The sequence below is a fragment of the Aeromonas piscicola genome (assembly GCF_000820005.1).
In the GTDB taxonomy this organism is placed as follows: Bacteria; Pseudomonadota; Gammaproteobacteria; order Enterobacterales; family Aeromonadaceae; genus Aeromonas; species Aeromonas piscicola.
In genome coordinates, this window is sequence record NZ_CDBL01000039.1 from 1 (window position 1) to 26,837 (window position 26,837).

Sequence of the window (26,837 nt, forward strand, 5' to 3'; positions counted from 1 at the left end):
GGTGGGAGACGAGGAAGTGGATCACCTCCTCCTTGTTGCCGCGCTTGATGCGCACCGGCACGTCCGCGTGGTTCTTGGAGGAGAGCGGGAACGCCTGCCAGGCGGTGTCGTCATACCAGGCATCGCCGCACTGGCGGCCGGCCGGGATCGGCGCCTTGGGGTTGTTGCAGTCGTCGATGACCGGGTTCGATTCGCCCGGCATGTCCTTCCACTTGAAGTGCTGGAAGGTGCGGATCTGCTTGGTGTCGATGGGGTACTGGGACATGACGGCGAAGGCGTACTGGCCGTGGTAGTTGCCAAAGCCCCAGGCGTCGTCCGGCCCTGTGTTGACCTTGCCATCCAGGTTGAGGTCATGGCCGCTCATCAGGCCTGTGTTGGTGGCGAAGTTTTGCAGCACAGGATAGCTGATGGCGGTCACTTCGGTGTGCTGGGCGTGGGCCAGGTAGTTGTCGTTGAACGCTTTCAGGTCGGCGGTATTTTCGCCTTTGCCGTCGTTGTCGAATTCGTTGAGCAGGAACACATCCGGCCGGGTGCGCTGCACTATCTCGGCGATATTGCGGATCTGCTGCACATCCAGGGCTTTGGTCTTCTCTGCACCGCTCAGGCTGCCGTCGGCGAGGCGAGCCAGCAGGGTGTCCTGCTCGGCGCGGGTCAGGGCCAGTTCCCCGCTCAGTATGCCAGGAGCGGTGCGATCAAAGGAGAGGTTGAAGGTAGCGAATCGAACCATGGGGGTCGGGGTCTCGGAGTCGTTTTGGCTGTTACAGCCTGCCATCAATCCGAGGGAAATGGCAGCGGCGAGTAGGGACTTGCTGATATTTTTCATTGTAATATTCCGTAGCATCAATAAGTTATATCTCGTTGGTACGAGCGTTGAGGCGCGCCCATTATAGGGATCCCGGCCCCGGGCCGGGCGCCGGATGAGCCAAAGTGTGAGTCCATTCACAGAGCAATGAGGGGAGGCGAGATGAGTCGGCGACAAACGGCCCTGGTGGTCGAGGGGGGCGCCATGCGCGGCATTTTTGCCGCCGGTGTGCTGGATGCCTTTCTGGCACAGGGCAGGACGGCGTTTGATCACTGCATCGGGGTCTCGGCGGGGGCGGTCAACCTGGCGGCCTTTCTGGCCGGCCAGCGGGGGCGCAACCACAGCGTCATCACGGACTACTCCTGCCGCCCCGAGTTCATCAGTCTGGCCAGGTTTGTGCGCGGCGGCCACTGGCTCGATCTCGACTGGCTGTGGGAGATCACCATCCGCGAGTGCCGACTCGATCTGGCCCGCTTCGCCGCCAATCCGGTGCCGCTGACAGTAGTGGCCACCCGGGTCTCGGATGGTCAGGCTGCCTACCTCAAGGGGAATGCGGTCGAGCTGGAGCAGCAGATCAAGGCCTCTTGTTCTGTGCCGCTGGTCTATCGCGACTTCGTGCGTATCGGCGGGGAAGCCATGACGGATGGCGGGGTGGCCGACTCCATTCCGGTGCGTCATGCCTACGAGCAGGGGGCGCGCGATATTACCGTAGTGCTCTCCCGCCCACTCGGCTATCGCAAGCGGGCGCCGCGCCTGCCTGCGCTGCACCGTTATCTGCTGCGCCAGACCCCAGCCCTGGCTCGCGCCAGCCTGGCGCGCCATCGCAGCTACAACGACGCCATCGACTTCATCCGCCAGCCACCGGCGGATTGCCGCATCCGGCTCATCCACCCGCCGGCGGGCTTTCGGGTCGGTCGCATGACCACAGACAAGGGGCGGCTGGAGCAGGGTTACCAAATGGGCTGGCAGGCGGCTCAGGACTATCTGGCGGCCGACCCGGCCCAGCCTTGAATCGTCTGACGGCTCCGCCCGGGGCTGCCACCATGAAAAACCATGGCGATGCCGCTGGGGGTCAGGGATGAATCATCCAGCCCGCCACTCCCCGTCTTGATTGCCAGAGCCAGCGTTTGTTCGTCCGCTTAATATGCTGCTGGATAATAGTTTGCGATATTTAAAGCGAAATGGTCAGCATTGCCGGCATGAAGAAATATCACTATTAAGTTGAGCTAAATAATCCACGAGTCAAATTGTGACGGAATAATAAAGCCGGTGGGGAACTTTCCTGACTGGTGTATTTTCAATACGCTTCAATATTCATTAAATCTGTTTTTATTCATATGCATAGGGTGAGTTAGCTTATGCGAAATAGATTGTTAGCGCTGGGTTGAATCTCTTTACATTAATGGCGAATTGATAGCCTGACTTCATCTCGGCTACTGTCCCCTCTCGATTCGTTTGGGTAGCAAACGGATACATCCATAATAACGACAGAGACTGGACGCATTGATAAAGAGTCATCTTTATTGATTTTATCCTGCCTAAAGGAGCCGGAATAATGAGTGGTTTATCTTCCCATCAAATTGCCCGTGAGATATTTGCCGAGTTGTTGCCCTATCGTCGTCGCTTTCCTGATCCCATCCTAGATCGGCACAGCGAAGAGCAGGAGGTGGCCGCCATCCAGATCCCCCGGCTGCAGGCCTTCATCGAGCGGGGCGAGACCATCACCTGCGTCTTGCCCGCCTTCCCCACCAAGTCACCGAACCCGAACAAGGTGCTGGGCACCCTGCCGGACATGGCGGAGCGCCTCTCCCTCAGCTTTCTCAATCACCTCTGCCAGCGCATCCAGCTGCACTACCGGCCCGGCATGCGGATCCTCATCTGCTCGGATGGCCACGTCTTCGGCGATCTGATCCGGGTATCGGACCCGGCCATCGATGCCTATCAGGCCCATATAGAGCAGCTGATCCTGGAGCTGGGGGCGACCCACCTCGGGGTCTTTCACCTGGGGATGGTGGCGGGCATGGCCGAGTTTTGCGCCAGCCGCGACTTCGACACTCTGCGCGAACAGCTGGTCGAGCGCTATGCCGAGCCGCTGGCGCAGATCAGTGAAGAGGTGAAGACCACGGAGGAGGGGGTTCGTCTCTATCGCGCCATGACCCGCTTCCTGTATGAAGACAGCCAGCTGCCGGACACGCCACTCTCCAACACGGCGCTGCAGCGGGATGCCAAGTCGCGCACCCACGGCGTGATCCAGCGCAGCCGCGCCTGGGGCAAGCTGCTGGCGGAGCGCTTCCCCGAGGCCATCCGTCTCTCCATTCACCCCCAGGCCAGCCACAGCCTGAAGATGGGCATTCACATGCTGCCGACCCGGGATGACTGGCTCACCCCCTGGCACGGGGTGGCGGCCAATCTGGATGGCCAGTTCGTGCTGATGAAGCGGCGCGACGTGCTGGCTCTGGAGCACGAGCTGGTCCATATCCATGGCCGTCCCAGTCACTACCTGATCCGCAGCAAGCAGGCCGCCGCCTGAGGAGTTCACCATGACAGCATCCATCATTCCCCTCGGCGGCGAGCACTGCCGCATTCATCCCCACGCCCCCTTCGGCCTGCTGATCGAACCGGCCCGGGAGGGGCAAACTGTGCAGGCCCTGCCGGTCGAATCGCTGCGCGAACTGGCCCGTCGCCACGGTGTGTTGATCCTGCGTGGGTTTGCTTCGGGCTTTGTCGACCCCGAGCGGCTGACCCATTACGCCGAGCACTGGGGCGAGATCATGATGTGGCCCTTCGGCGCTGTGCTGGATGTGAAGGAGCACGAGAACGCCACCGACCATATCTTCGACTCCAGCTATGTGCCGCTGCACTGGGATGGCATGTACAAGCCGACCGTGCCCGAGTTCCAGCTGTTTCACTGCGTACACGCCCCGGCTGCCGACGAGGGCGGGCGCACCACCTTCATCAATACCCGCCAGCTGCTGGTGGATCTCGATGGCGAGCGGCTGGCCCGCTGGGAGCGGATACGGATCACCTATCGCATCAAGCAGGTGGTGCACTACGGTGGCGAGGTGAGCTCGCCCCTGCTGGTGCCTCATCCGGTGAGCGGCGAGACCGTCATGCGCTACAACGAGCCGCCGCGCGAGGGGGTGCGCTTCCTCAACCAGCATGCGCTGCAGATTGAGGGGATCCCGCTCGATGAGCAGGCCGCCTTCCTGCAGGATCTGCACGAGCGACTCTACGATCCGCGTTACTTCTATGCCCACCAGTGGCAGCCGGGGGATGTGGTGATCGCCGACAACCTCGGCCTGCTGCACGGGCGGGAAGGCTTCACCGCCCGCTCGGCACGCCACATCCAGCGGGTCCATGTCCAGGCCAGTCCGCTCTGCCTCAACCCGGCGCTGGCGCCGCAAGGAGCGGCGTGATGGCGACCATTTTGCTGGCGGCCACCGCCACTCCGGGCCACGTCAACCCCATGTTGACGGCGGCCCGCCTGCTGGTGGGGGAGGGGCACCGGGTGCTGATGCTGTGCGGCGCCCTGTTCGAGCAGCGTATCCGCCAGAGCGGCGCCGAATTTGTGTCTTTCTCCCCCGAGCTGGATTTTGACTACCGGGCGCTGGAGCAGCACTTCCCCGAGCGGGCCGAGTTGAGCGGCACCGCCCAGATGGCGCTGGCGCTCAGGCGTTTCTTCGCCGCGCCCATCCCGGTGCACGACCGCCGCTTGCGGGCGCTGATCGCTGAAGAGGGGGTGGATCTGCTGCTGGTGGAGAACGGCTTCTACGGTGTGCTGCCCTTGCTGCAGCAACCCCATGGCAGGCCGGTGCCGATCCTGATGCTGGGGGTGAACCCGGTCTCCTTCTCGAGCCCGGATGCCATCTTCTATGGCCCGCGCATCCCCCCCGAGCTGCGCCGCTCCCTTGGCGAGCTGCCCTGGCTGGATGAACAGACCAGGCGACTGCAGGCCGAGGTACAGCAGTGCTTCGATGCTGCGCTGGCCGAGGCGGGGGCGCCGCCGCTGGCGGCCCCCTTCACCGATGTGATGGTGACGGCGCCGGATGCGTTCCTGCAGCTCTCCTGCGCCGGCTTTGAATATGAGCGGCCCGAGCTTGAGGGGGTGATCCGTCATGTCGGCCCCCTGCTGCCACCCAGAATTGAGTTGATGCCGCCGCCCTGGTGGGAACGGCTGGATGGGCGGCCGCTGGTCATCGTCAGCCAGGGCACCCTGGCCAACGTGGATTTGGGGCAACTGCTGATCCCGGCCCTGCAGGGGCTGGCGGGTGATGAGGTGCAGTTGCTGCTGACTACGGACGGGCGGGATCCGGCGCTGCTGGGGCCATCCATCCCCGCCAATGCCATCGTCACCGAGCATGTGCCGTTCGAGCTGGCGCTGCCCCGGGCCGCCGTGCTGGTGACCAACGGCGGCTACGGCTCGGTGCAGGCCGCACTGGCCCACGGGGTGCCATTGGTGGTGGCAGGCACAGGGGAGGACAAGGCCGAGGTGGCCACTCGGGTGGCGTGGAGTGGCGTTGGCATCAATCTGCACAGCAACGAGCCGACGGCAGAGGCCGTGGCTGCGGCGGTGCGCAAGCTGGTGCGTGAGCCTCGCTATCGGGCACGGGCGCGCCTGCTGGCCGACGAGATAGGGAGGCTGGATGCCAGGGCCGCCATCAGGGAGGCTGTGACCCGCCTGCTTGCCAGAGGCTGCTGAGGAGAGGGAGACCCACGGGTCTCCCTTTTGTTCATGCTCTACTCATTTGCTGATTGTTAGCTTGGCAAGGGTAAAAATGACAAGCCAGGGGCTGTGAATAGACTGTTCATGCAAAAAGAGCCATCCTGACGTTGAAATTTTGGCCGACTCAGGGAAGAATGCGCGCTCGGTTATTGACCTCGGGCGCAGGGTGACTCGTCACAGGCCAGACCGAGGATGACACGGCCCCCGGCCAACTTGGTACAGGAAACCACACAGGAATTTTATGAATCCCCTTCGCACTGCCGCTTCGGCCCTTTTATGTACTCTGACGCTGGTCAGCCACCAGGCCGCCGCCGTTGAATACACACTGCCCGCGGCCAACAGCCGCCTGATCGGTGAGAACCAAGAATACGTGGTGCCTGCGGACAACCGTCCGCTGGAGCAGATCGCCTCAGACTTCCAGCTGGGCCTGACCAACATCATGGAAGCCAACCCTGGGGTCGACCCTTATCTGCCGACACCGGGCAGCAAGCTGGTCATCCCCCATCAGCTGATCCTGCCGAATGCGCCCCGTGAAGGGATCGTCATCAACGTGGCCGAGATGCGCCTCTACTACTACCCCAAAGGCAAGAACGTGGTAGAAGTGCTGCCCATCGGCATAGGCCAGCTGGGGGTGAATACCCCGGAAAACTGGATCACCAAGGTGGAGCGCAAGCGCGCCAACCCGACCTGGACCCCGACCGAGAACATCCGTCGCCGCTACGCCGCCCAGGGCAAGACACTGCCTGCGGTCTGGCCAGCCGGTCCGGACAACCCCATGGGTCTGCATGCTCTCTACATCGGTAACCTGTATGCCATCCACGGCACCAATGCCACCTTCGGCATAGGTCTGCGGGTGAGCAGCGGCTGCGTGCGTCTGCGCGCCGACGACATCAAGTACCTGTTCGACCACGTGCCGGTCGGTACCCGCGTCCAGTTCGTCAACCAGCCGGTCAAGTCCACGGTCGAGCCGGATGGCGGTCGCTACATGGAAGTCCATGAGCCGCTGTCGCGCAACGAGGAGGAGTTCAACTCCACCACGTCTGTGCCGTTGCCAATGACCCCTGCCATCACCCGCTTCATCGCCCACATGGACAGCGACTCCAATGTGGTCAAGCAGGTGCTGGAACAGCGTACCGGCATGCCGACCCGTCTCAACCCGCAGGCCTGATGGCCCGGGAAACCCGGTAATAAACAACGGCGACCTTGTGGTCGCCGTTGTTGTTTCTGGCATTGGTGAGGATTATTCGTGGCTGATGGTGATCACCGCCATGGTATGGCGCGGATCAATCCATCGATAGGAAACCTGGCTGCTGGCGAGACGCAGTGGCGACTGCTTCGCCAACTGTTGCAGATTGAGGGTCTCTGTGGTTTGCGCGGGGCCCGAGAGGCAGGTGATCTGCATCAGATCCTGTTGCTGCTTGATACGGCAGGCATCTTCCACGATGGCTCCGCTGAAGGTGATGTGTCCGGTACTGGTTGCCGGCACCGCCTGTGCCGTGGAGATGGTGGCGAGGGTGAGCGCCACTGCGATTGTCTTCATGCAGACCTCCTGATTGTCTTGCACGCTGGTAGGAAACCACTTTTTCATTGCCTTGCACTGTCACTATCGACCTGGCCAGAGGGGATGTGAGCGTTATTTGACCGGTTGCCATGCCGCCCGACGCTGGCGGGTTGACTGAACAAAACAGGGCAATCCATGGGTTGCCCTGTCGATGGTTGGCTACGGGTGACAAGGCAGGGTGCATACAGACGCGGCGATCATCTTGCTCAGGGGGGAAGGGGCGCCAGAGGCAAAAAAAACGGCGCCTGATGGCGCCGCTTTTGGGTGGGGAGGAGAAGCCCTTTCCCCTCGATATACAGTTACTTGCCTGCGATATTCAGCCCGCCAAAGCGGATGAGGGGCGCATAGAAGCCCTTGCCATCGTCGTGGTGCAGCAGGTCGCCGACCGCCTCCAGCTCGCCCAGCAGGCGATAGAAGTTGCCCGCTACCGTGATGCCACGCACCGGCTGGATGCGAACACCATCCCGGCACAGGAAGCCCGACGCCCCGAACGAGAAGTCACCGCTCACCGCATCGGCGCCTGAATGCAGGCCGTCCAGCTTGACCAGTTCCAGATACTCGCCGGTTTTGACCTCGGCCTCGCTGTGGGGGCCTGTGCCAAATACCAGGTGGCGCGCCGTCACATCCAGCGCGCCGCGGGCACTGCGTGCGGCCGAGCCGTTGCTGGCCAGGCCGAAGTGGTGGGCGGTGGCGCTGTTGTGGAGCAGCGTTTTCAGCTCGCCCTCGCCAATCAGCAGCAGATCCGAGGTGGGCGCCCCTTCACCGTCAAATGCCTTGATGTTCATACCACCCGGCATATAGGCCCGGCTCTCCAGGGTGAGCCAGCGGGAGGCCACGGACTGGCCCAGCTTGCTGCGCCAGGGGTTGATCCCCTGCTGGGCCCACTTGCCCGACAGCGCCGCCTGGAAGCAGCCAAACAGGCTGGCGAAGCAGTTGGTGCTGAAGAGGGCGCTGTAGTGACCGCTCGGCACGGCTTCCCCCAGTAACAGGCCGTCGGCCACGGCATGGATCTGCGCTATGAGGGCCTGGCTGTCGAGCTCGTCGAAGCGGCGGCCATACTGCCCTTGCGAGTGCATCGACTGACGGCCATCCCGCTCCACCAGCGCCGAGGTATAGCAACCGACGCTGAATTCACTGTGCTGGCAGAGGCTGCCCTGGCTGTTGGCGAGCCAGAGCTGACTCTCTCCCTCGAAGAAGCTGTTGTAAGGCGCGCCGGTCACATCCGGCAGGGCCAGCATGTCCGCTTCGAGGCGCAGGGCCAGGGCGATTTTCTCCTCCGCGGCCGTGGTGTCGGGCTGGTTTATCTCTGCGCACTGCGTGCTGAGCTGGCTGTTGGCCACCGAGATGCGCTGATCCGCATCCAGCTTGGCGAAGCGGCTGGCATCGAGCGCATCCTGCAGCATGGCATCCAGCGCCAGCTCATCCAGGGATTCCGAGTAGGCGATGCCGACCCGGCCATCCTTGATGAGGCGGATGCCGAGTTGCTGGCTGCTGGTAACCTTGTATTCACCCAGCTCGCCCTTGTCGGCCTTGAGGGAGAAAGCCTTGTCCCGATTGGCGATGATGTCCGCCTCGGCATTGAGATCGGCGACCTTGTCCAGCAGGCGGGTGAGCAGAGTATTCATATCGAGTTGGCTCATCAGGCGTTCCCTCCGACCAGGATATTGTCGACCTTGAGTGGTGGCTGGCCGACGGATGCCGGGATCGAGCCGGAAACAGAGCCGCACATGCCGGCAGCGATGGCGAGATCGCGGCCCACCATGGAGATCTCTTTGAGCACCTGGGGCCCTGTGCCGATCAGGGTGGCCGACTTGAGCGGCCGGGTGATCTTGCCCCCCTCGATGAGATAGGCCTCCTGCACGTTGAAGTTGAACTCGCCTGTGCCCGGCTGCACAGATCCGCCGCCCATCCGCTTGGCATAGATGCCGTGTTCCACCGTCGCCAGCATCTCGTCCAGGCTGTGGCTGCCCGGCTCGATATAGGTGTTGCGCATGCGCGACGCCGGGGCGAAGCGATAGGATTCGCGTCTTCCTGAGCCGGTACGGGCATAGCCAGTTTTGAGCGCCCCCATGCGATCGACCAGGAAGCCGGTCAGCACGCCATCCTTGATGAGCTGGGTGTGTTGGGTCGCCATGCCCTCGTCATCGACGTTGATGGAGCCCCAGGCGTTGCCCTGCAAGCCTTCGTCCACCGCGTTGACCACGGGGTTGGCGATGAGCTGGCCCATCTTGTCGTGAAACACCGAGGCCTTCTTGGCTACCGAGGTGGTTTCCAGCAGGTGGCCGCACGCCTCGTGGAAGATGACGCCGCCAAAGCCGCTCTCCATGATGACCGGCAGGGTACCGCTCGGGCAGGGTGCCGCGCCGAGTTTCACCAGTGCCTGGCGGGTGGCGGTGAGGGCCAGTTCGCGCGGGTCTATGAGGGCCGCGTGTTCCCAGCCCATCATGGCGCCGGGGGCCTCGTAGCCCACGCTCTGCTCGCTCCCTTCCATGGCTATGGTCTGGGCCATGATGCGGTTGTAGTGGCGACGATCGGCCACTTGCAGCCCTTCGCTGTTGAAGATCTCCACCTCCTGCTCCCAGCCCAGGGCATTGCCCGAGAACTGGCTTACCTTGGTGCTCTCGGCGCGGGCCGCGGCATCCATGGCGTGCAGATAGGCAATCTTCTGCTCCAGCAGCTTGTCGGCACCGAGCGGCAGGGTGACCGGATTGCGGTCTGTGAAGCGGGTGAAGTCGAAGGCGGTGGCAGTGACTACGGGGTCGCGTCTGTCCTTGGCCGCCAGCAGGGTGACGATGCGCAGCAGCTCGTTGCGATCGGCCAGGTTGGTGTAACCGTAGAGCACCTTGTGGCCGTAGCAGAGGCGCACGCCTATGCCGAAATCGAGGCCGCCGCTGATATTTTCGATCTGGCTGGAGAGCAGGCTGAGCTGGCTGCGGCGCTTGCGCTCCACAAACAGCTCGGCGAAGTCGGCACCGAGCGCCAGCGCGTGATCGAGCACGTCGCGGGCAATGGCGGGGGCCAACAGGGAAAATGAGGTCATAGAATATCCTTTTCTGGTCTGTTTCCTGCTTGCTTCCGACACCCGTTCTGATTGTGTTATGGGGTGTCGATTGCATTGTTGCAGACCAGCACAAAAAAGTCGCTATAGCGTCATGCGATGATACCGATTGAGAAAATCGGTGCGATAACTGCGCCCGGATGGCCAATGCATCGGGACACTGGCCGCCGGTCAGGGGCTCACAACAGTTCGTGGATCTCGCCGAGGATCTGGTCGACCCACAGTTCGATGCGGGATTCGGTCTGGGCGTACAGGTTGGCGTCGTCGAGTACCAGGCCGACGCAAGATGACGGCCATCGTCAAACCGGCAAGTCAGAGCAGCTCGTGGATCTCGCTTAATATCTGGTCGACCCACTGTTCGATGCGGGATTCGGTCTGGTCGTACTGGTTGGCGTCGTCGAGGGCCAGCCCGACGAAGTGGCGGCCATCGTCGATCAGCGCCTTGGAGGCGTCGAACTCGTACCCCTCGCTGGGCCAGTAACCCACCAGCTTGACCCCCTTGGGCACCAGCTGATCGTGCAGGAGGCCGAGGGCATCCTGATACCATTCGCCATAGCCCAGCTGATCGCCCAGGCCGAACAGGGCTATGATGCGCCCCTCCAGATGGACATCCTTGATGTCCTCCCAGCGGGATTCCCAATCTTCCTGCAGTTCGCCAAAGTCCCAGGTGGAGATGCCGAGGATCAGGATGTCGTACTCCTGCATGCGGATGAGGGGCACATCCTTGATGTTGTGGAGATCGACCAGCTCCGGGCCTATGAGGGCGCGGATCTTCTCGGCGGCCATCTCGGTGTAACAGGTGGTGGAACCGTAAAACAAACCTATCTTCATCGCACTGTCCTTACCGTAAAACAGATAGCTCTTTATCCTGGCGGCGCGTGGGGCTGGCGCGCGCAAAGGCTGCAGGGAGGGGCGCCAGTTTAACAGATTGCCCGGCACCCTTCACGGGGCAAGCGTGGCGCCGGCCTCATCAGATCCCGCTGTCGCCCGGCGCCTAGCGCGCTACAATGGGCCACCGTTTGCCCAAGACCCAGTACCATGACCAAGCCAGCGCCTGCCGTGCACAATCACCCCCTGATCGAACCCTTCCTCGACGCCCTCTGGCTGGAGCGGGGATTGTCTGACAACACTGTCAGCTCCTATCGCAGTGATCTGGAAAAATTTGCCCTCTGGCTCGATGAGCAGGGCAGCTCTTTGCTGCTGGCCGGGATGGATGAGATCCAGCACTACCTCGCCTGGCGGGTGGATCACCAGTTCGCCGCCAGCAGCACGGCCCGTTTTCTGTCTGCCCTGCGCCGTTTTTATCAGTATCTGAACCGCGAGAAGCTGCGCAGTGATGACCCGACCGTGCTGCTGGAGGGGCCCAAGCTGCCCAAGAAGCTCCCCTCCGATCTCAGCGAAGGGGAGGTGGAGGCGCTGCTGCAGACGCCGCTGGTGGACGATCCGCTGGAGCTGCGTGACAAGGCGATGCTGGAGCTGCTCTACGCCACCGGACTGCGGGTCTCCGAGCTGGTGGGGCTCACCGCCGAGCATGTCAGCCTGCGCCAGGGGCTGGTACGGGTGGTGGGCAAGGGCAACAAGGAGCGGCTGGTGCCCATGGGGGAGGAGGCGATCCACTGGCTCGAGCGTTACTACCGCGAGGCCCGCACCCTGCTGTTGGGGGGGACCAGCTCGGACGTGGTATTTCCCTCCAAGCAGGCCCGCATGATGACCCGTCAAACCTTCTGGCACAGGATCAAGCTCTATGCCCAGCGTGCCGGTATCCGCGGGGAGTTGTCTCCCCACACCTTGCGACACGCCTTTGCCACCCATCTGCTCAATCACGGCGCAGATCTGCGGGTAGTGCAGATGCTGCTGGGCCACGCCGATCTTTCCACTACCCAGATTTACACCCATGTGGCCAATGAGCGACTCAAGGCGCTGCACGGCGAGCACCACCCCCGTGCCTGAGTCGCCGACGCGCAACAAAAAACCGCCCGAGGGCGGTTTTTTTAAACACACGACAGGAGTTGGCGCTTATTTTCCCTGCTGGGATTTGAGCAGATCGCGGATTTCGCTCAGCAGCTCCTGATCCTTGGTGGGACCGGCGGGAGCGGCTGCCTCTTCCTGCTTCTTCTTGAGGGTGTTGATGGCTTTGAGCCCCATGAAGATGGCGAAGGAGATGATCAGAAAATCGATGATGGTCTGGATGAACTTGCCGTAGGCGATGACCACGGCCGGGGTGGTACCCTCGGCGGCCTTCAGGGTCACGGCGAGATCGCTGAAGTCCACTCCCCCCAGAATCAGACCAATTGGCGGCATGATCACGTCACCCACGAAGGAGGAGACTATCTTGCCGAAGGCGGCACCTATGATGATACCGACCGCCATGTCGATGACGTTGCCTCTGGCTGCAAAGGCCTTGAACTCTTGAATCAGACTCATGTTTCCCTCCAAAAATGGGCAGAGTGCGGTCGCTGCCGCACCAAGGTTTGAATAATAAAGCATCAGGAAAACAGAGGGATGACCGTCTTGTTTCCTGTCGTCACGGTTAGCTTGCTGGGCCTCTGCCCAATTGGCAACCTGTCAGGGAGGGATTTTTTGCAGCCCTCGCTATTAATCAATCAGTAATTAACAGGTTGAGGCCAGGATATGGCCTGAGTTACCTTGTGAGTCCATTCGTTCATGCCAAGTGAGTAAAAGAGTGAAGCATTTACTACTGGGAATGATGCTGCTGTGCACCTTTGCTGCCAGCGCGGGGATGGATCCCCAATTATTGAAACAGCGTATAGAGCAGCGGCTCGGGGTTCAGGTCTATCTGGTGGATGCGACCCCCATGCCCGGCCTCTTCATGCTGGGCACCAGTCAGGGGCCGCTCTATGCCGATGCCAAGGGGGACTACGTGCTCCAGGGCATCATGCTGGATCTGGGCCACGACATGAAAAACCTCACCATGCTGGGCCAGCGTCAACAACGGCAGCGGGCCCTGACCCAGATCGGCGAACGGCGTATGCAGCTCAAGGCGGTGCCCGAGCGTCACAGCATCACACTCTTTACCGATCTGACCTGCAGTAGCTGCCGTACCTCGCTCGATGAGCTGCCCATACTGCAGGCGCAGGGGGTGAGTGTGCAGCTGTTGCCAGCGCTGGGTACCTTCGCCGATCTGGCCGAGGCGCAGGCGCGTTGGTGCGATCCCGCTCTGTTCAGTGAACTCAGTCTCAGTGATCGTTTGCCTGCGGCCGGTTGTAATGAGATCCTTGCCCATCATATCGGCCTGAGCCAGTGGCTCGGGATCAAGGCGCTGCCGAGCTGGGTCCTGCCAAACGGGGATCTGGTGCGGGGTTATCAGAGCCCTGAACAACTGCTCAAGATACTGGATCACATCAATGCCCCTGCAAATCCGTCGTCGTCCGCGAGTTGATGATTCCCATCTGCCCGCCACCCTGCATCCACTGCTCCGTCAAGTCTTCGCCAGCCGGGGGGTAGAGGATCCCGTCCTGCTGGAGCGCAGCGCCAGCTCGCTGCTGCCGCCCCAGCGCCTGTTCGGCATGGAGCAGGCGGTGCCGCTGCTGGCGGCGGCGCTCACCGCCCAGCAGCGCATCCTAATCGTCGGAGATTTTGACTGCGACGGCGCCACCAGCTCGGCCCTGTGTGTGCTGGCATTGCGGGCCATGGGTGGCCACCACATCGATTTTCTGGTGCCCAACCGCTTCGAGTTCGGCTATGGCCTCACCCCCGAGATCGTCGAGCTGGCGGTGGCCCGCGGCGCCGAGTTTCTGATAACGGTGGATAACGGCATCTCCAGCATCGCCGGGGTGGCGGCGGCCAAGGCGGCCGGCATGCAGGTTCTGGTCACCGATCATCACCTGCCGGGCCAGGAGCTGCCTGCTGCCGACGCGATAGTGAACCCCAACCAGCACGGCTGCGACTTCCCCTCCAAGTCCCTGGCCGGGGTGGGGGTGGCCTTCTATCTGATGGCGGCCCTCAACACCCACCTGCGCCAGCTGGGCTGGTACGAGCGCCAAGGCATTCGTGCCCCCAATGTGGCGGATTATCTGGATCTGGTGGCGCTTGGCACAGTTGCCGACGTGGTGGCGCTGGATGGCAACAACCGCATCCTGGTGCATCAGGGGCTGCAGCGGATCCGGGCCGGTCGCTGCCGTCCCGGCATCCAGGCGCTGGTGGATGTGTCGGGCCGTGATGGCCGCCGCCTCACCGCCGCCGACCTCGGTTTTGCGCTGGGGCCGCGCCTCAACGCGGTGGGCCGGCTCGACGACATGTCCCTCGGGGTCGCCTGTCTGCTCAGCGATGACCTCAATCTTGCGCGCCAGCTGGCGGCCGAGATGGACAGCCTCAACCAGGAGCGCAAAGAGATAGAGCAGGGAATGCAGCAGGAGGCGCTTGCCACCCTGGAGCAGATCCGCTTTCGTGACGGTGAGGTGCCCTCCGGCATAGTGCTGCACAGAGACGAGTGGCATCAGGGGGTGGTTGGGCTGGTGGCCTCCAAGGTGAAGGAGCAGTACTACCGCCCGGTGATCGCCTTCGCCGAGAGCAGCGACACCGAGCTCAAGGGCTCGGGACGTTCCATTCCCGGCGTGCACCTGCGCGATGCCCTCGAACTGCTCGACACCCGTCACCCGGGCCTGATGGGCAAGTTTGGCGGTCACGCCATGGCGGCCGGGCTGACCCTGCCCAAGGCCAATATCGAGGCCTTTGGCCGCGCGTTTGAGGCGGTCATCGGCGAGCTGGTGACCCCAGAGCTGCTGACCGGGGTGCTGCTCACCGACGGCGAACTGTTGCCGGATGAGCTGAGCCTTGAGCTGGCGGAGCTTATTCGCGCCTCCGGCCCCTGGGGTCAGGCTTTCCCCGAGCCGCTGTTTGACGGCGAGTTTGTGCTGGTGCAGCAGCGGCTGGTGGGGGAGAAACACCTCAAGATGATGCTGACTACGGATTCGGGCCATGCGGTGGATGCCATCGCCTTCGGGGTCGATCTCAAGCGCTGGCCGGACGCCTCGGTGAAGCGGGTGCGGCTGGTCTATCGGCTCGATGTCAACGAGTGGCGCGGCAACCGCAGCGTGCAGCTGCTGGTGGAGCATCTGGAAGCCGCCGGCATCTAGCGCCGGCTCTGGCACATCTGCTCACGACAACGGCCACCTCAGGGTGGCCGTGTTGTTATCGGCCAGGGCTGCCAATCAGGGGGGGAGGAGCCATTATCAGAGAAGGGCGGCAGGGCTCACTGTCTTTTTATGGATTTTAAATGCCGCCTTTTTGGATATAACGGGTGTTTAGTATCGAGTAAGGTTAATTACTGGATGTTTAAATTCAATAAATAGAGGGAATGTGATATATTCGGCTCGTTTTATCTGTTGTCTTTTTTCAGGGACCTGACCGCTTGCCACCCCTTGGCCGATCACCGACAGGACTGATGGCCCTCGCCATCGCCTCTATCTTGTGGCTTGCCGCCTTAGCGGCGGGAGGCGTCAGTGTGTCCGGTCAGCCGACATCGGCCGACCGGCTGGCCGCGATGCAACTGCACGAGCCGTCCGATACAGGACTCGTCAACAGCGTCAGCCTGCCGCCGGGCGGCCAGTGGCGGCTCAGCTTCGAACAGGGGCGGCGGCTGGAGAGCGCCAGTCACCCCGAGTTCTATCAGATGCTGCTGGCCTGGTTCCAGCACGAGATCCTGGGCCTGCTCTGCGGCCTGCTGTTCTTCCTGCCCCTCATCTACCTCAGGCAGCTGTCAGGTTACTTCGGTTACCTGCACAAACGCCTGCTGATCTGCCACCACCTGCAATTTCGCTTCTGCCACGGCCACTCGCGTCCGGCTTGCTGCTGAGCGCGCACCGGATCCGGCGTTTCCCCGTCGACTGACTGTTTGACCTCTCTGCTGGCTGACGCCTGCGATCGGTTGCCGCGCCTTGTTGCCCCTGCTTACCCCGCCCGCCGTGCGGGAGCCGGGCCCTTCTCTGCACAAGTTGTGAGCCGATCCGATGGATTATTATGTAAACCTGTTTATTCAATCGATTTTTGTCGAAAACCTGGCGCTGGCCTTCTTTCTGGGCATGTGTACCTTCCTGGCCGTCTCCAAGAACATCAATACCGCCTTCGGCCTGGGCCTGACGGTGCTGGTGGTCATGGTGATCGCCATTCCCCTCAACAACCTGATCTACCGCCATATCCTGCGGCCCGAGAGCACCTTCCTAGGGGAATTTGATCTGAGTTTTCTCGATTTCATCGTCTACATCGGGGTACTGGCCGCGCTGGTACAGGTGATGGAGATGGTGCTCGACAAGCACTTCCCGGCGCTCCATCACGCGTTGGGCATCTATCTGCCGCTGTTGACGGTGCACTGCGCCATCTTCGGCGGTGTCATGTTCATGGCCCAGCGGGATTACGATTTCATCGAATCCATAGTGTATGGGGCAGGTTCAGGGCTTGGCTGGTTGCTGGCCATCGTCGCCATCGCCGGTCTGCGCCAGAAGATGAAGTATTCGGATGTGCCCGAGGGGCTGCGCGGCATCGGCATCACTTTCATAGTGGCCGGGCTGATGTCGCTCGGCTTCATGTCCTTCTCCGGCATGTCGCTCTAGGCACGCCATCTGTGAAAACGGCCACTTGCGTGGCCGTTTTGCTATTCGGCGGAGGCTATCATTCCCAGCAGCCGGTCATGGACCAGCGGCAGTGTCAGGAAGCCGTCCCGGTCGAGGAAGTGACCACCCTGCTCCAGGCTGTAGAGCGGCGCGGCCAGCTGCTCGCTCAGGTGCTGGCAGTAGCGATAGGGCACTATGGCATCGTCCCGGGAGGCAACGACAACCCGTTGTGGTGCCAGGGTCATGATGTGCGCCGGGTCGTAGCCCGGTTGCATGAAGGGATCCAGTTCCGGCAGGGTGTGCAGCGGCTGGTCGAAACCGGACACCAGCAGGATCCCGCCCACCCGGCGGGAGGCGGGCAGGCGGCTGAGCTGACGCAGTATGGCGATGCAGCCGAGGCTGTGGCCCAGCAGGAAGGTGTGCTCATCGTGATCCCGCACCAGAGTGTCCATGGCGGCATCCCAGGCCGCCGGTTCCGGCCGATGCGGGTCTGGCATGGCCAGCACCTCGACATGAATACCGCGAGACTCGAGTTTCTCCTTGAGCCAGGGGAACCAGTGGGACTGGGGGGAGGCAGTGTAGCCGTGCACGATGAAGACACGGGTGTGTGACATGAGCATGATCCTGAAACGGGGCAACAGGGAATGAAAACCGTGCCGCTGCGGCAACTGGCCGGGGCGGCCACATAATACCAGTGCCCCTGGGTGACGACACGCCCCTGTCTGGGTGGTTCAGGGGAGGATAAAACCGCTCAGCCCAGCCGTTTGGCCATGTTGTAGCCGGTGATGGCGAAGCCCGCCTCCTGGTAGAGCGCCAGGGCGCGCGGGTTGTCGTACGCGACCCGCAGCTTGATCTGGCTGATGCCACTTGCCCTGAGCTCGGTTTCCAGCACTGCCATGGCGGCCTTGCCAATGCCTTGGCTGCGGTGAGCTGGCGCGACATAGAAGTCATAGATAAAGGTGGCGCTGGCATCAGCGTCGATGGCGTGCCAGAGATAGCCCAGTGGCGGTAATTCTGCGGCGCTAACCCCCTCCTCTTCGCCGGCGGGCAGGATGCAGAGCAAGCTGTGGCCTGCCGTAGCCACCCCCTGCGGCAGGGAGTGCTGCAGGGAGGCCTCGGCCTTGCGGCGGGCGGTGGCGAGATCATGGCCATGATTGCTGGCGATATCCTGCGCGTAATCCTCGATGAAGTAGGCGCAATAGGCGGGGTAGTGGGCCTGGCTCATGGGGATCAGGCTAACGAGGGGGGTTGGCATCCTGCACATCACTCAAAGGGGGAAGGGGGTTCACGTTAACCCGGCGGCGAAGTGAGCGCAAACGATGCCGGCTGCTGTCGGGAGCCGGGACGGCGTCAGCCCGCGGCTGGCCCATAAAAAAGAGCGCCCTTGGGCGCTCTTTTTGACCAAGGGGGACGAGGTTATTTTACCTCTTCACCCTTGGCTTGCAGGTCCGCATGGTAGGAGGAGCGGACGAAGGGGCCGCAGGCGGCGTGGGAGAAGCCCAGCCCCATGGCGACATCTTTCAGCTCGTCAAACTCTGCGGGCGGCACGTAGCGCTTCACCGGCAGGTGGTGGCGGCTCGGCTGCAGATACTGGCCCAAGGTCAGCATATTGACGCCGTGCTCGCGCAAGTCGGTCAGCACCTGCACTATCTCCTCGTTGGTCTCGCCAAGGCCCATCATGACACCGGACTTGGTCGGTACATGGGGGTGCATCTCCTTGATGCGACGCAGCAGCTCAAGGGACCACTTGTAGTCGGCGCCGGGGCGGGCGACCCGGTACATGCGCGGGGCGGTTTCCAGGTTGTGGTTGAACACGTCCGGCGGCGTCTCGCGGAACACCTCCAGCGCCTGCTCCATCCTGCCACGGAAGTCCGGGGTCAGGATCTCGATGCGGGTCTGCGGGCTGTGCTCGCGGATCTGCTTGATGCAGTCAGCGAAGTGCTGGGCACCACCGTCGCGCAGATCGTCGCGGTCCACCGAGGTGATGACCACGTATTTCAGTCCCATCTCCTTGATGGTGAGTGCCAGCTTGTGCGGCTCGTCGGGATCCAGCGCCAGCGGGCGGCCGTGGGCCACGTCACAGAAGGGGCAGCGACGGGTGCAGATGGCGCCCATGATCATGAAGGTGGCTGTGCCGTGGTTGAAGCACTCGGCCAGGTTGGGGCAGGAGGCCTCTTCACACACTGAGTGCAGCTTGTTCTTGCGTAGCGTGCTCTTGATGTGCTCGATCTTCTGGCTCGACGGCGGCAGCTTGATCCGCATCCAGTCCGGCTTGCGCAGCACTTCCTCGTCGGGATCCGGCATGAATTTCACCGGGATCAGGGCCATCTTGTCGCCATCGCGCAGCTTGACGCCCGGCTCCATACGAACGGGTTTGCTCATGATTCACTCTCGGTGTTTGTTATTGTTTGGTAGATAGCCATCGGGGTCATCTCTGTGCCCTCGCGGCCGCACGGCAGGGCTTGCTCATGCCGCATCGTCGATATTCGTGATCGTGTTATAGCCAATCAGGCTGGCCAGTTCGGCCACCAGAATGGCCTGCGCCTCGGCCACGCTCTGCGGGCCGCCCAGGGCGCTGGTCTGGGTCATGGCCATGCCCGCATAACCGCACGGATTGATGCGCAGGAAGGGGGTCATGTCCATGTTGATATTGAGTGCCAGCCCGTGGAAGGAGCAGCCCTTGCGGATGCGCAGGCCCAACGAGGCCAGCTTGGCTTCTGTCTGCATCGAGGTGCCCAGCGCGTTCTTCACATAGACGCCGGGGGCATCGGGCTTGGCATAGGCCTCAATACCGCTCTTTGCCAGGGTCTTGATGATGGCGGTTTCCAGACAGGTCACCAGCTCGCGCACCGTGAGCTTGCTGCGGCGTACATCCACCAGTACGTAGAGTACCAGCTGGCCCGGGCCGTGATAGGTCACCTGACCGCCGCGATCACTCTGCACCACGGGGATGTCGCCCGGCGCGAGCAGGTGCTCGGCCTTGCCGGCCTGGCCCTGGGTGTAGACGGGATCATGCTCCACCACCCAGAACTCGTCCGGAGTGTCGCTGGTGCGGCTGTCGGTGAAGGCCTTCATGGCGTCCCATACCGGCTGGTAGGGGCGGCGACCCAGGTGTCTGACGAGCAGCTGTGGCTGGGCGGGGATCTGGGGTGACATCTTTTCCTCACAGGCTGGCGCTTGAGTCGGCACCATGGGGCAGCGCTCGGGGGTGACGCAAAATCAATCGCCCCTGGCGGGGCGAGAGAGAAATTACAGTACGTATTTCACCAGCTCGATCTTGCCAAGGGCGTGGTACATCGCTTCGATGTGCTCTTTGCTCTGGGCCGTTACTGTTACGCGGACCGAGTGGTAGTTGCCCTTGGAGCTGGGCTGAACGGTCGGGCTGTAAGTACCGGGGGCGTGTTGCTGCAGCACTTCAACTACCTGATCCGGCAGGGCCGGGTCGGCAATGCCGAGCACCTTGAACGGGAACTTGCAGGGGAACTCCAGCAGTTCATCAAACTTGGTATTCATTTACTCACCTTTTGGCGTCATCACGGGATGACTTCATCTTTAATCTTGCGTGGCTGGTGGCCAATGGCTCATCAGGCCGTCATGTACAAGTCTATATGGGCATTGCCCGGGCAGAGATCAAGGCCCGGGCCGCGCGACAAGACATGGAGATGCTGCTTTTTACCACAAATCGCCAGTCGGCGGAACCTGCAGATTGCAGGGTTATTCGCTGGTATGACCGGGTAAAGACAGCAGCGGCGCCTGTTGGCGCCGCTGTTTGGTCAGGATTGTGCGTCTGTCTTACTTGAACCAGCTGGAGACCAGCATCACCAGGTAATCCCACAGACGGCTCATCAGTCCGCCTTCCTGCACTTCTTCCAGCGCGACCAGCGGAACCTGCTTGATCTCCTTGTCGCCCTGCTTCAGGAACACGGTACCGACCCGTTGGCCCTTGGCCAGCGGGGCTTTCAGTTCGCTCTCGAGCTGGAAGTCCGCTTTCAGGTTGTTGCCCTGACCACGGGTGACCAGCACGGACACATCCTTGTCGACGCCCAGTTTCACTTCAGACTTGTCGCCCATCCAGATCTTCTGGGTGACCAGCTCGGTGCCAGCCTTGTACGGGGTCAGGCTCTGGAAGAAACGAAAACCGTAGGTGAGCAGCTTCTTGCTCTCGGCGGCGCGGGAACCTTCGCTGCTGGCGCCCAGCACCACGGCGATCAGGCGCATGCCTTCGTTGTTGGTGGCGGAGGAGACCAGGTTGTAGCCGACCTGGCTGACGTGGCCAGTCTTGATGCCATCCACTTGCAGGGATTGATCCCACAGCAGGCGGTTGCGGTTGTGCTGGGTGATGCCGTTGAACACGAAGGATTTCTGGGAGTAGATCTTGTACTCCTCAGGCAGATCGCGGATCAGGGCCTGACCCAGACGGGCCATGTCGTGGGCGGTACTGTAGTGGCCTTCCGCATCCAGACCGTGCGGGTTCATGAAGTGGCTGTCCTTCATGCCGAGCTTGGCGGACCAGGAGTTCATCAGGCTGGCGAAGGAGTCTGTGCTGCCGGCCAGGAATTCGGCCATGGCGACGCAGGCATCGTTGCCGGACTGGATGATGATGCCCTTGTTCAGGTCATCGACGGAGACTTGCTTGCCCACCTCGATGAACATCTTGGAGGAGTCGGTGTAGTTCTTGGACCAGGCGTTCTGGCTGATGGTCACCATGTCGGTGCGCTTGATGTTTCCCTTCAGCAGCTCCTGGCCGATGATGTAGGAGGTCATCATCTTGGTCAGACTGGCGGGCGGCAGACGCTCTTCGGCGTTCTGCTCGGCCAGCACCTGACCCGAGTAGTAATCGATCAGAATATGGGCCTTGGCGGAGATCTCCGGCGCGGCGGGAACGACCATGGGGGTAGCGTTCGGGGTCGGTACAGGCTGGTTGGCCTGGGCGGTGGCGCTGATCAGGGAGGCCAGAATAACTGAACGGGCAAATTTGGACATCTTGAAATTCCTGGAGCCTGGATGGGGGGTAACCCAAGTTAAAATGCGGGCTTAACTATACCAGAAGCGACAGTCGGTCATAGTCCGACGTGCCATCTGGTCTGGTTTTTTCTCCATCGGGAGCCGTCGTCACGCCGGGAAACGACGTGACGACGGGCGCCCGGCGGTGGCTCACCCAAGGTGAGCCAGCTGGTTTCAGGGGACGATAAAGGCTTGCTCCAAGCCCCCCTGACGGATCTGTTCCAGCAGACTTGTCTGCTGATCGGCGGCGACCGGTCCCAGCAGGACCCGGAAGATGGCGCCGTGGGCCACCACCTGATACGGCACGCCGTAGCGCTGGGTCATCACCTTGCCCATGGCTTCGGCCCTGGGCTGGGAGCCGCTGGCCAGCACCTGGATCATCTTGCCGTCGCCGCTGCTGGCGGGGGCGGCCGCCTTGGCCTGTGCCGGTTTGGCGGGTTTGGCCGCGGGGGACTTCACCTGGGCCGGTTCAGCGGCTGCCGGCGTGGCCATGGCGAGCGCGGTCGGTTCACCCAGAAAACCCTCCTGCGCCGCAGCCGGGGTGGTTGGGGTCATCTGGATAGGTTTCATCGGCTCCATGATCACCATTTGATCCGGAGTGTCGTTGATCAGCTCCAGCCGTACCCGCGCTTCACCGCTATCGACCATCTCCAGCTGCTTGGCGGCAGCATAGGAGAGATCGATTAGGCGAGTGCTGTCGGACGGGCCGCGATCGTTGATGCGCACTATCGTCTCCAGCCCATTGGCCAGGTTGGTGACTCGAACATAGCTTGGCAGCGGCAGGTTGCGGTGGGCGGCGCTGAACAGCTTGCTGTCCAGCACATCGCCGTTGGCGGTCTGCTGACCGTCCAGATCCTGCGACAGCCAGCTGGCGGTGCCCTCTTCGCTGTAGTGCTTGATGTCGCGCCACACCTCGTTCTTCTGTTTGCCGATCCAGTAGTCCCGGTTGCCGCTGGCACTCAGGGGCTCAGGGCGCGGAATGGCACCGGTGGCTTGCGGGATTTCGATAACGGGTGGTTTGCTGACCGGTGGTTGCTCGATCGGAACGGACTGTTCCGGCTGGCTGCTACAGGCGGCCAGCAACAAGCTCAGGCTGAGCGGGAGAAGTTTGTGGCTGTAATGCATACGCTTCCTGGATTGCTTGACTGAGTTGATGCACCGCCATCGCATAGAGAGGGCTGCGGTTATAGCGGGTGATCACATAAAAATTGTGGCGCGCGACCCAGTATTCCGGTCCATCGGCCTGTTCCAATGCCAGCAGTTTCACCGGCGTGTCGGGTGCCAGCGGGGTGGCGAGTTCAATCCCGGCGGCAGCCAGCTCTGCCCACTGCTGCTTGAGCTCGGGTTCGGGCCGAAGCAGGGTACTCACTGGCGCCAGTCCGATCAAGGCAGGCTCGACGGCCGACTCGCCCCAACGCCACTGGTGCAGGGCGAAATAGTTGGCAACGCTGCCGATGGCATCCACCGGATTGGCAAACAGATCCCGCTTGCCATCTCCGTCAAAATCGACCGCGTAGTGGCGGTAACTGGAGGGCATGAACTGCCCCATGCCCATGGCGCCAGCGTAGGAGCCCTTGAGGAGGGTGAGTGGCCACTTCTCCTCTTTGGCCAGCAGCACCAACTGGGCAAATTCCTTGGCGAAGAACTCCTCGCGCGCTGGGTAGTGAAATCCCAGGGTGTAGAGGCTGTCGAGCACCGAATGGCGGCCCATCTGGCGGCCGTAAAAGGTTTCTATGCCTATGATGGCGACGATGAGGGAGGCGGGTACCCGGTAGCGCTGCTCGGCCCGCGCCAGGGCGTCGGCATGGCGTTGCCAGAAGCTGACCCCGTCCTGAATGCGGGCCTGGGTCACGAACAAGGGTCGGTAGCTGTGCCAGGGCTTGGCTTCCCACGGCTTGCTGATGGTGTCGAGTATCTCCTGGCGCAATCGGGCCTGCGCCGTGGCCGCCTGCAATTCGGCCAGCGGCACCTGTTGTTGCTCGGCCAGCAACGCCAGCCGTTCAGGCGCAGGGGCTGCACTCGCCGTCAGCGAGCACAGGGAGATCGCCAGCCAGGCTCCTCTCATCAGGCGAGCAGTCGTCTGTGAGTTTGAATGGACATCAGGATGCCGAAGCCCGCCATCAGGGTCACCATGGAGGTGCCGCCATAGCTCACCAGCGGCAGGGGCACCCCCACCACCGGCAGTATGCCGCTCACCATGCCCATGTTGACGAACACATAGACGAAGAAGGTGAGGGTCAGGGCGCCACCGAGCAGGCGCTCAAAGCTGTTCTGAGCTTGCATGGAGATAAAAAGACAGCGGCTGATGATGTAGAGATAGATGACCAGCAGCAGGGAGACTCCCACCAGACCGAACTCCTCGCTGAAGACCGCGAAGATGAAGTCGGTGTGGCGCTCGGGCAGGAATTCAAGCTGGGACTGGGTGCCTTGCAGCCAGCCCTTGCCAAAGACGCCGCCGGAGCCGATCGCTATCTTGGACTGTATGATGTGATAGCCGCGGCCGAGCGGGTCTTTCTCCGGGTCGAGCAGCATCAGTACCCGCTGGCGCTGGTAGTCGTGCATCAGGAAGAACCAGAGCACCGGCATGAAGGCGCAGATGAGCAGCACCGCCAGCCCGATCAGCCACCAGCTGATCCCCGCCAGGAAGATGACGAAGAAGCCGGAGGCGGCCACCAGGATGGAGGTGCCGAGATCGGGCTGGGCCGCGATTAACAGAGTGGGCAGCAGTACCATCACCAGCGCGATCACCACATGGCTGAACTTGGGGGGCAGCGAATGGCGGCTGAGCCAGGCGGCCACCATGATGGGCATGGATAGCTTCATCACCTCGGAGGGCTGGAACTTCATAAAGCCGAGGTCTAACCAACGCTGGGCCCCCTTGCCGATATGGCCGAACACGTCCACCGCGATGAGCAGCAGCACTACCACCACGAACAGAGGCACGGACCAGCGCGCGTAGAGGGAGGGGGGCAACTGGGCCATGCCGATCATCAGGGCGAAGGCCAGCCCCCCGCGCACCAGCTGGCGCACGATGGAGTCCACGCTCTGACCGGAGGCGGAGTAGAGCACCACCATGGAGAGGGACATCAGGGCCAGCAGGCCGAGAAACAGCGGCAGGTCGATATGCAGCCGGTACCAGATGCTCTGTCGCTGCGCGGAATTACTCATGGGAAACGGCCTCGCGTGATGGGGACGGCTGCTTGGGAGCAGGTGGCAACTGGGGCTCTGGTGGCACCAGATAGGCATCCAGCATCTGACGTGCCACAGGCGCGGCCATGCTGCTGCCGCCCCCGGCGTTCTCCAGCACCAGGGCCACCACGGCCTTGGGTGCCTCGAACGGGGCGAAGGAGACGAACAGGGCGTTATCTCTGTGCTCCACCTTGGTGGTGGCCGCGTTGTAGACCTGGTTCTCTTTCAGACCCACCACCTGGGCGGTACCTGACTTGCCCGCGGCCTTGTAGGGCGTGTTGGCAAAGGCGCGGCGCCCGGTGCCTTCATTGCCGTTGATGACGCGCCACATGCCGTCCTTGGCCACCTGCCAATAGGCATCGTTCTTGGCCTTGAGCGCCATGTTCGGGTTGACGGGGGCGTTGACCACCCCATCCAGCGAGGCCGTGCTCTTGAGCAGGTGTGGCGTCACGTCGTGACCGTTCTGGGTCAGTATGCTGATCGCTTTGGCCAGCTGGATCGGGGTGGCGCTCCAGTAGCCCTGACCTATGCCGATGGAGATGGTATCACCCTGATACCAGGGCTGGCGCCAGCGTGCCATCTTCCAGTCGCGAGAGGGCATGACGCCACGGGTCTCTTCATACAGGTCCACCCCGCTGTACTGACCGAAGCCGAACTTGGTCATGTAGCTGTGGATCTTGTCGATGCCGACCCGATAGGCGAGATCGTAGAAATAGGTATCCGCCGACACCTCGATAGCGCGGTAGACGTCGAGCCAGCCGTGGCCCCAGCGGCGCCAGTCGCGAAACTTCTTGGTGGTGCCCGGGATGGAGAAGCTGGGGCCGCCGAAGTAGCGGTAGTTGGGGGTGATGGCCCCCTCGTTCAGCCCCATCACCGCCATCATGGGCTTGACGGTGGAGGCGGGGGCATAGATGCCCTGAGTGGTGCGGTTCACCAGCGGACGGGCCGGATCGTTGAGCAGCGCCGAATAGTTGGTGTTGGAGATGCCGGTCACGAACAGGTTGGGGTCGTAGCTCGGGCTCGACTCCATGGCCAGAATGGCGCCGGTATTGGGATCCATCATGACGATGGCGCCCCGGCGACCGGCCAGCAGTTGCTGGGCCTTCAGTTGCAGGCGAATGTCGATATTGAGGTAGATGTCCTTGCCGGGCTCCGGCGGCTGGAACTTGAGGGTACGCACCACTCGGCCGCGGTTGTTGACCTCGACCTCCTGATAACCGGCCACCCCGTGCAGCTGATCCTCGTAGAACTTCTCCACCCCCTGCTTACCGATATCCTTGGTGGCGGCATAGTTGGCGAGCTTGTCCTCCTTGTCGAGGCGCTCCACGTCGCGGGTGTTGATCTTGGCCACGTAGCCCAGCGCATGGGTGAGGGTGTCACCAAACGGGTAGTAGCGCTTGAGGTAGGCCTCTATGCTGGCGCCCGGATAGTTGTGCTGGTTGACCGAGAAGAGCGCGACCTGATACTCGGTCAGCTTCTCGAACAGGGCCACCGGCTTGAAGCGGCGCTGGCGTTTGACCTCGGCCAGGAACTTCTCCTTGGTCCCTTCCGGCAGGGCCAGCAGGGTGATCAGCTCGTCGGCGGTCTTTTCCAGGTCTGTGGTCTCTTCCGGCACTATTTCCAGGCTGTAGACGGGGCGGTTCTCCGCCAGCAGCACACCGTTGGCGTCATAGATGAGGCCCCGTGGCGGCGCCACGGGCACGACCCGGATCCGGTTGTCGTTGGAGCGGGTCTGATAGGTCTCGAAGGATTCGACCTGCAGGTAATAGAGATTGCCCAGCAGCACCAGCATCAGCACTATCATGCCGATGTAGGCGACCAGGGTGCGTCGGAAGAAGAGGCGACCCTCGGCGCTGTGGTCGCGCATTTCGATGCGATTCTTCAGCATGCCGCTACCTTATGGCTGACGAGGTGGTGAGTGGCGAGACTCT

26 protein-coding genes are annotated in these 26,837 nt (G+C 62.3%); 10 read left to right on the forward strand and 16 right to left on the reverse strand.

Going from position 1 to position 26,837, the window contains the following annotated elements; translation table 11 throughout:
- The coding region (locus BN1128_RS08185) for an endonuclease/exonuclease/phosphatase family protein (RefSeq protein ID WP_042867508.1) at positions 1 to 823 on the reverse strand (823 nt) is incomplete at its 3' end.
- 141 nt (positions 824 to 964) lie between these two features.
- On the opposite strand from BN1128_RS08185, the gene BN1128_RS08190 reads away from it, so the two are divergent.
- The 5 genes from BN1128_RS08190 to BN1128_RS08210 all read left to right on the forward strand — a co-directional run bounded on the left by BN1128_RS08190 (position 965) and on the right by BN1128_RS08210 (position 6,693).
- A complete protein-coding gene (locus BN1128_RS08190) occupies positions 965 to 1,813 on the forward strand; it encodes a patatin-like phospholipase family protein (protein WP_042867510.1) in 849 nt (282 codons plus the stop codon).
- Positions 1,814 to 2,357: 544 nt separating this feature from the next.
- Positions 2,358 to 3,332: an L-tyrosine/L-tryptophan isonitrile synthase family protein gene (locus BN1128_RS08195; RefSeq protein WP_042867512.1), complete on the forward strand. Its 975-nt coding sequence runs from the start codon at positions 2,358 to 2,360 to the stop codon at positions 3,330 to 3,332.
- A gap of 10 nt (positions 3,333 to 3,342) precedes the next feature.
- A complete protein-coding gene (locus tag BN1128_RS08200) occupies positions 3,343 to 4,218 on the forward strand; it encodes a TauD/TfdA dioxygenase family protein (protein ID WP_042867514.1) in 876 nt (291 codons plus the stop codon).
- On the forward strand, positions 4,218 to 5,501 hold the full coding sequence (locus BN1128_RS08205) for a glycosyltransferase (RefSeq protein ID WP_042867516.1): 1,284 nt from the start codon (positions 4,218 to 4,220) through the stop codon (positions 5,499 to 5,501). The genes BN1128_RS08200 and BN1128_RS08205 overlap by 1 nt, the downstream gene beginning before the upstream one ends.
- A gap of 265 nt (positions 5,502 to 5,766) precedes the next feature.
- Positions 5,767 to 6,693 (forward strand): L,D-transpeptidase family protein, encoded by a 927-nt coding sequence (locus tag BN1128_RS08210; RefSeq protein WP_042867518.1) that lies wholly within the window; start codon positions 5,767 to 5,769, stop codon positions 6,691 to 6,693.
- Positions 6,694 to 6,765: 72 nt separating this feature from the next.
- On the opposite strand, the gene BN1128_RS08215 is transcribed toward BN1128_RS08210, so the two are convergent.
- From BN1128_RS08215 to fldB, 4 genes are all read right to left on the reverse strand, one after another.
- Entirely contained in the window at positions 6,766 to 7,065 is a 300-nt protein-coding gene (locus BN1128_RS08215) for a type 1 fimbrial protein (protein ID WP_209428551.1), read from the reverse strand.
- 320 nt (positions 7,066 to 7,385) lie between these two features.
- Positions 7,386 to 8,726, reverse strand: coding sequence for a TldD/PmbA family protein (locus BN1128_RS08220; RefSeq protein ID WP_042867522.1), 1,341 nt, complete (start codon positions 8,724 to 8,726; stop codon positions 7,386 to 7,388).
- Positions 8,726 to 10,126 (reverse strand): TldD/PmbA family protein, encoded by a 1,401-nt coding sequence (locus BN1128_RS08225; RefSeq protein ID WP_042867524.1) that lies wholly within the window; start codon positions 10,124 to 10,126, stop codon positions 8,726 to 8,728. Before BN1128_RS08225 ends, BN1128_RS08220 begins: the two co-directional genes overlap by 1 nt.
- A gap of 330 nt (positions 10,127 to 10,456) precedes the next feature.
- Complete coding sequence (gene fldB / locus BN1128_RS08230; RefSeq protein ID WP_042867526.1) at positions 10,457 to 10,975, reverse strand: flavodoxin FldB; 519 nt, start codon at positions 10,973 to 10,975, stop codon at positions 10,457 to 10,459.
- 207 nt (positions 10,976 to 11,182) lie between these two features.
- Between fldB and xerD the strand changes: the two genes are divergently transcribed.
- On the forward strand, positions 11,183 to 12,094 hold the full coding sequence (gene xerD / locus BN1128_RS08235) for a site-specific tyrosine recombinase XerD (protein WP_042867527.1): 912 nt from the start codon (positions 11,183 to 11,185) through the stop codon (positions 12,092 to 12,094).
- A gap of 66 nt (positions 12,095 to 12,160) precedes the next feature.
- On the opposite strand, the gene mscL is transcribed toward xerD, so the two are convergent.
- On the reverse strand, positions 12,161 to 12,568 hold the full coding sequence (gene mscL / locus BN1128_RS08240) for a large-conductance mechanosensitive channel protein MscL (RefSeq protein WP_042867528.1): 408 nt from the start codon (positions 12,566 to 12,568) through the stop codon (positions 12,161 to 12,163).
- A gap of 259 nt (positions 12,569 to 12,827) precedes the next feature.
- On the opposite strand from mscL, the gene BN1128_RS08245 reads away from it, so the two are divergent.
- The 4 genes from BN1128_RS08245 to nqrE all read left to right on the forward strand — a co-directional run bounded on the left by BN1128_RS08245 (position 12,828) and on the right by nqrE (position 16,713).
- Positions 12,828 to 13,544 carry a disulfide isomerase DsbC N-terminal domain-containing protein gene (locus BN1128_RS08245; protein ID WP_042867530.1) on the forward strand — a complete coding sequence of 239 codons (717 nt, stop codon included), beginning with the start codon at positions 12,828 to 12,830 and terminating at the stop codon, positions 13,542 to 13,544.
- Positions 13,510 to 15,240, forward strand: coding sequence for a single-stranded-DNA-specific exonuclease RecJ (gene recJ, locus BN1128_RS08250; protein ID WP_042867533.1), 1,731 nt, complete (start codon positions 13,510 to 13,512; stop codon positions 15,238 to 15,240). Before BN1128_RS08245 ends, recJ begins: the two co-directional genes overlap by 35 nt.
- Before the next feature lie 308 nt (positions 15,241 to 15,548).
- Positions 15,549 to 15,959 (forward strand): hypothetical protein, encoded by a 411-nt coding sequence (locus BN1128_RS08255; protein ID WP_042867535.1) that lies wholly within the window; start codon positions 15,549 to 15,551, stop codon positions 15,957 to 15,959.
- Between the two features lie 154 nt (positions 15,960 to 16,113).
- Entirely contained in the window at positions 16,114 to 16,713 is a 600-nt protein-coding gene (gene nqrE, locus BN1128_RS08260; RefSeq protein ID WP_042867538.1) for an NADH:ubiquinone reductase (Na(+)-transporting) subunit E, read from the forward strand.
- A gap of 41 nt (positions 16,714 to 16,754) precedes the next feature.
- Here nqrE and BN1128_RS08265 read toward each other — a convergent pair whose 3' ends face one another.
- From BN1128_RS08265 to mrdA, 10 genes are all read right to left on the reverse strand, one after another.
- The gene (locus tag BN1128_RS08265) at positions 16,755 to 17,327 is read right to left on the reverse strand and encodes an RBBP9/YdeN family alpha/beta hydrolase (protein WP_042867540.1); all 573 of its coding nucleotides are present in this window, start codon (positions 17,325 to 17,327) and stop codon (positions 16,755 to 16,757) included.
- A 137-nt stretch (positions 17,328 to 17,464) separates the two neighbouring features.
- Positions 17,465 to 17,968, reverse strand: coding sequence for a GNAT family N-acetyltransferase (locus tag BN1128_RS08270; RefSeq protein WP_042867542.1), 504 nt, complete (start codon positions 17,966 to 17,968; stop codon positions 17,465 to 17,467).
- A 161-nt stretch (positions 17,969 to 18,129) separates the two neighbouring features.
- Entirely contained in the window at positions 18,130 to 19,095 is a 966-nt protein-coding gene (lipA, locus tag BN1128_RS08275) for a lipoyl synthase (protein ID WP_042867544.1), read from the reverse strand.
- An 84-nt stretch (positions 19,096 to 19,179) separates the two neighbouring features.
- Positions 19,180 to 19,869: a lipoyl(octanoyl) transferase LipB gene (lipB, locus tag BN1128_RS08280; RefSeq protein WP_042867547.1), complete on the reverse strand. Its 690-nt coding sequence runs from the start codon at positions 19,867 to 19,869 to the stop codon at positions 19,180 to 19,182.
- Between the two features lie 93 nt (positions 19,870 to 19,962).
- Positions 19,963 to 20,226 carry a DUF493 family protein YbeD gene (gene ybeD / locus BN1128_RS08285; protein ID WP_042867550.1) on the reverse strand — a complete coding sequence of 88 codons (264 nt, stop codon included), beginning with the start codon at positions 20,224 to 20,226 and terminating at the stop codon, positions 19,963 to 19,965.
- Between the two features lie 279 nt (positions 20,227 to 20,505).
- A complete protein-coding gene (locus BN1128_RS08290; protein ID WP_042867552.1) occupies positions 20,506 to 21,696 on the reverse strand; it encodes a D-alanyl-D-alanine carboxypeptidase family protein in 1,191 nt (396 codons plus the stop codon).
- A 195-nt stretch (positions 21,697 to 21,891) separates the two neighbouring features.
- A complete protein-coding gene (locus tag BN1128_RS08295; protein WP_042867554.1) occupies positions 21,892 to 22,842 on the reverse strand; it encodes a septal ring lytic transglycosylase RlpA family protein in 951 nt (316 codons plus the stop codon).
- Positions 22,784 to 23,782 carry a lytic murein transglycosylase B gene (gene mltB / locus BN1128_RS08300; RefSeq protein ID WP_042867557.1) on the reverse strand — a complete coding sequence of 333 codons (999 nt, stop codon included), beginning with the start codon at positions 23,780 to 23,782 and terminating at the stop codon, positions 22,784 to 22,786. The genes BN1128_RS08295 and mltB overlap by 59 nt, the downstream gene beginning before the upstream one ends.
- Positions 23,782 to 24,885, reverse strand: a complete 1,104-nt coding sequence (rodA, locus tag BN1128_RS08305) for a rod shape-determining protein RodA (RefSeq protein WP_042867560.1) — start codon at positions 24,883 to 24,885, stop codon at positions 23,782 to 23,784. The genes mltB and rodA overlap by 1 nt, the downstream gene beginning before the upstream one ends.
- A complete protein-coding gene (mrdA, locus tag BN1128_RS08310) occupies positions 24,878 to 26,794 on the reverse strand; it encodes a penicillin-binding protein 2 (RefSeq protein ID WP_042867563.1) in 1,917 nt (638 codons plus the stop codon). Before mrdA ends, rodA begins: the two co-directional genes overlap by 8 nt.
- Between the last annotated feature and the right edge of the window lie 43 nt (positions 26,795 to 26,837).